Below are 3,848 nucleotides of genomic sequence, written 5' to 3'. Positions count from 1 at the left end.
GCGCGGCCTGCCGATCAGTTTTCCGAGCACGACCGGCGCACCGCGGCCGATGCAGGGCGGAAAACTCGCCGGTTAAGCCAGTTTCTTCTGCAGGAAGATGCGGCTGCGGCCGACGGGGAAGTCGGCAAGTGTTCCAAAGGGCTGATAACCCTGGCGCTGATAGACCTTGGCGGCATTCGGATTGAAGGTGTCGATCCAGGCGTTTTGACAGCCGCGCGCCACCGCTTCATGTTCGGCCGCGTCCAGCATCTTGCCGGCCATGTGCTGGCCACGCAGCCGCTCATCCACCCAGAGCCATTGCACATAAAGCCATCCCCAGGCGGTGTAGCCGGAAATGCCGGCGACGACCGCGCCGGCGTCGTCGCGCACGAACACCGCAAGCGCATGCCTTTCGGACGCGCCGACATCGCCGTCGTTGAACGCCGTCAGCCTTTCGCTGAGAAAAGTGAGGTCTTGCGGCGAGGGATTTGCCGTCGTTTGCAGTGTCGTGTTCATCGCTTTTCCGAGATGGGTTGCGTATCGGCATCGCCGCCATTGCGAAATTCGGACGCGGCAATGCCGTAGCGCTTGAGCTTGTCATAAAAGGTCTTACGCGGCACGCCGAGCACGTCGATGGCGGCGCGCACGTCGCCGCCATGGTCGCGTAGCGCATCGCGGATCAGTTGCGCCTCATAGTGGCCGACCCGTTCGGGCAATGCTGCCGCAGGCTCCGGCGAATGCGCGCGAACCGTTTTCATCTCCTCGTCCGGGCCGAGACCGAGCGCGACGCGATCGGCGAAATGGGCGAGCTCGCGCACATTGCCCGGCCAGTCATGCGACTGGAGATGATCGCTGACGGCTGCATTCACTTTGGCGACAGGCCGGCCAAACCGTTCGGCCGCCTTGCCGAGGAAATGCCCGAACAGCATCGGGATATCGCCGCGGCGTTCACGTAGCGGCGGAATGCGCAGCGTCACCACGTTGAGGCGAAAATACAGATCCTCGCGAAAATCGCCGCGCTGGTCCGGCCGCCCGAGATCGACCTTGGTCGCTGCGACGACCCTGAGATCGATGCGCCGTATCTCGTTCGAGCCAAGCGGCGTGAGGCTGCGCGTTTCGAGCACGCGCAGCAGCTTGACCTGGAGCGCAGGCGGCATGGATTCGATCTCGTCGAGAAACAGCGTGCCGCCGCTCGAATGCTCGATGCTGCCAATCCGCCGCCGCTGCGCGCCGGTGAACGCGCCAGCCTCGTGGCCGAACAACTCGCTCTCTATGACCGTCTCCGGCAGAGCGCCGCAATTCAGCGCGACGAAGGGTTTTGCGCGCCGCCGCCCCCATCGGTGCAGGAGGTCCGCCACCACTTCCTTGCCGGTTCCCGTTTCTCCCTCGACCAGCACATCGACATCCATGTCGGCGATCTGGCGCAAGGTCTCGCGCAACCGCTTGATGGCAGGCGCCTCGCCGATCAGCGGCAGGCCGTCGGCGGCCAATGCCGCGGCTTCGCGCAGCCGCCGGTTTTCCATCACCAGCCGCCGCTTCTCACTCGCCCGTTTCAGCGCCTCGACAAGGCGTTCTCCGGCATAGGGTTTCGGAATGAAATCGTAAACGCCGTCCTTGAGCGCGGCCACAGCGAGATCGACGTCGCCATGCCCGGTAACCAGGATCACCGGTATATCCGCGTCGATCGCTTTGATGCGATCGAACAGCTGCAGACCATTCATGCCTGGCATGCGGATATCGCTGACGACGACGCCCTCGAAATTCCTGTCGACGACGGCAAGTGCTGCCTCGGCGGCGTCGAGTGCGACCACCGTGAAGCCGGCAAGCTCGAGCAATTGCGTGGTGGCGTGAAGGAGGTCCGCATCGTCGTCGACGAGCGCGACCAGCCCTGATCCGTCTGTCATTCAATTCGCCTCAAATCGATGGTGAAGGATGCGCCGCTGCCATTGCCGGGATCGAGCCGCAGCGTGCCGCCCAATTCCTGGGCGATCTCCTGCGAGATCACCAGCCCCAGGCCAAGCCCCTTCTCCTTGGTGGTCTGGAACGGCATGAACAGATTGCCGGCCGCCTCCGGACCAAGGCCGGGTCCATTGTCGCGCACCGAAATCAGCACTCGATCACCGCGCTCGGCGAGTTCGATCTCGATGCGCGGATCGGGCTGGTCCTTCATCGCGTCCAATGCATTTTGCAAAAGATTGACCAGGATCTGCTCCAGCCGGATGCGGCTCGCCATGACCACCGGCGAGGCATTGCCGCGCGGCCTGACGATGGTGACGCCGGAATCGCGTATGCGGCCTGACAGCAGCGACAGCGCGCCGTCGATCGCCTCGCGCACCGGCAGCGGCGAAGCGGCGACGCCCGGCCGGCGGGCGAAAGTGCGCAAGGTGCCGGTGATCGCGCCGATGCGTTCGGTCATCGAAACGATCGATGTCAGATTGCCGCTGGCCGATCCGGTCTTGCCGCTGTCCAGAAAACGACCTGCATTCTCCGCATAGGTGCGGATGGCGGCGACCGGCTGGTTGATCTCATGCGCCACGCCGGCGGCGATCTGGCCGAGGATGGAAAGCCGGTTGGCCTGGGCGAGATCGTCGCGCAGTCGGCGGACCTTGGCTTCGGCATTCTCGCGCTCGGCGATTTCGCCGGCAAGTGCGGTGTTGGAGCGCGTCAGCTCGGCCGTTCGCGTGCTGACCCGGCTTTCGAGCTCGGCATTCATGCGCGCCAGCGCTTCCTGCCGCAGCCTGCGCGTTCGCCGGCGCCGGGTCAGCACGTAGGCAATCAAGCCTAGAAGCAGCAAGCCCAGGAGCGTGGTCAGGCGCGCCGTATTGGCGGCCGAGGAGAGAGCAGCGTCGGCGGGCGTCAGCAGCCACAGACGCCAGCCTGGGACTGCACCGGGCAAATCCTGCACCACCTCGACGAACTGGCGTGGTTTTCCGGCGTTGTCGATCGTCGCCAGGCCATCGCCGGCGCCGCGTCTGAACGGCAGCGGCTCGAAGGCAGCATCGGCCAATTGCAGTTGCTCATGGGCGGCGGCCACGTCCTCGGCCGACAGTGGTGCCAGCGCACGAAACCGCCAGTCGGGCTGGCTGGTGGCCAGCACGACGCCTCGTTCATCGGTGACAAAGACAAGGAAACCGCTGGAACGCCAATTTGCCTCGACGCCGTCGAGCTCGACCTTCAACACCGCAACGCCAAGCGGCTTGCCGTTATCGTCGACGCGGCTCGAAAGGTAGAGTCCCGGCCGTCCGCTGATCGTGCCGAGGCCATATTGGCTGGCAGCACCTTTCGCCATCGCCTCCTGAAAATAGTGCCGGAAATTATAGTCGATGCCGACAAAGCTGGTCGGTTCGCCGGCATTGCTGGCTGATATGGCGATGCCTGCCGTATCGATGACATAGATGGCGGAGGCCGAGGCATCGCCGGCAATCGCCTTGAGCTTGTCGTTCAGGGCCGCTTCTTGCATCTTCCCGGCCCGGCGCAGCGCGCCCCGCACAGCATCGTCGCGGGCCAGCACCAAGGGAACCAGGCGCTGCTTTTCGATTTCGCCGGTCAGCGTTCCCGCCGCCAGCGGCAGAGCGGCAAGTGCTGTGTCGCGCAGATTGTCGGCCGCCTGGCCGGAGGCGATGCGCCCGGCGATGGCGATCGCGCCAGCCAGGACGGCAAGGGCTGCGACCACGGCAAGCCAGCGGCCGTCGCGCAGCCGGGCCACCGCCTCGCGCAGCAACTCACGGCCGGCAAACCCTTGGGATTCGCTATCGGTGCCTGCCTGCGGCGTCTGCCCTCTCCCTTTTCTTCGCGGCTTTCCGGTCAGTGTAATGCGAAAATCCGCCCAGGCAAACGCCACTTGTGCGGAAATCCGCACAAGTATTGTC

At 64.9% G+C, this 3,848-nt stretch carries 3 protein-coding genes; all 3 read right to left on the bottom strand.

Going from position 1 to position 3,848, the window contains the following annotated elements:
• Nucleotides 1-72 precede the first annotated feature (72 nt).
• The 3 genes from EN994_RS21720 to EN994_RS21710 are packed head-to-tail and all read right to left on the bottom strand — an operon-like array spanning nt 73 to nt 3,700.
• Nucleotides 73-495: a GNAT family N-acetyltransferase gene (locus EN994_RS21720; RefSeq protein ID WP_063167597.1), complete on the bottom strand. Its 423-nt coding sequence runs from the start codon at nt 493-495 to the stop codon at nt 73-75.
• On the bottom strand, nt 492-1,883 hold the full coding sequence (locus tag EN994_RS21715) for a sigma-54 dependent transcriptional regulator (RefSeq protein WP_063167596.1): 1,392 nt from the start codon (nt 1,881-1,883) through the stop codon (nt 492-494). Before EN994_RS21715 ends, EN994_RS21720 begins: the two co-directional genes overlap by 4 nt.
• The gene (locus EN994_RS21710) at nt 1,880-3,700 is read right to left on the bottom strand and encodes a sensor histidine kinase (RefSeq protein ID WP_127312786.1); all 1,821 of its coding nucleotides are present in this window, start codon (nt 3,698-3,700) and stop codon (nt 1,880-1,882) included. Before EN994_RS21710 ends, EN994_RS21715 begins: the two co-directional genes overlap by 4 nt.
• Nucleotides 3,701-3,848: the final 148 nt, after the last annotated feature.

The organism is Mesorhizobium sp. M7A.F.Ca.CA.002.09.1.1, assembly GCF_003998555.1.
Taxonomy (GTDB): domain Bacteria; phylum Pseudomonadota; class Alphaproteobacteria; order Rhizobiales; family Rhizobiaceae; genus Mesorhizobium; species Mesorhizobium ciceri.
Note: the sequence above shows the minus strand (reverse complement) of the source record. Positions and strands in the feature narration are given on the sequence as shown.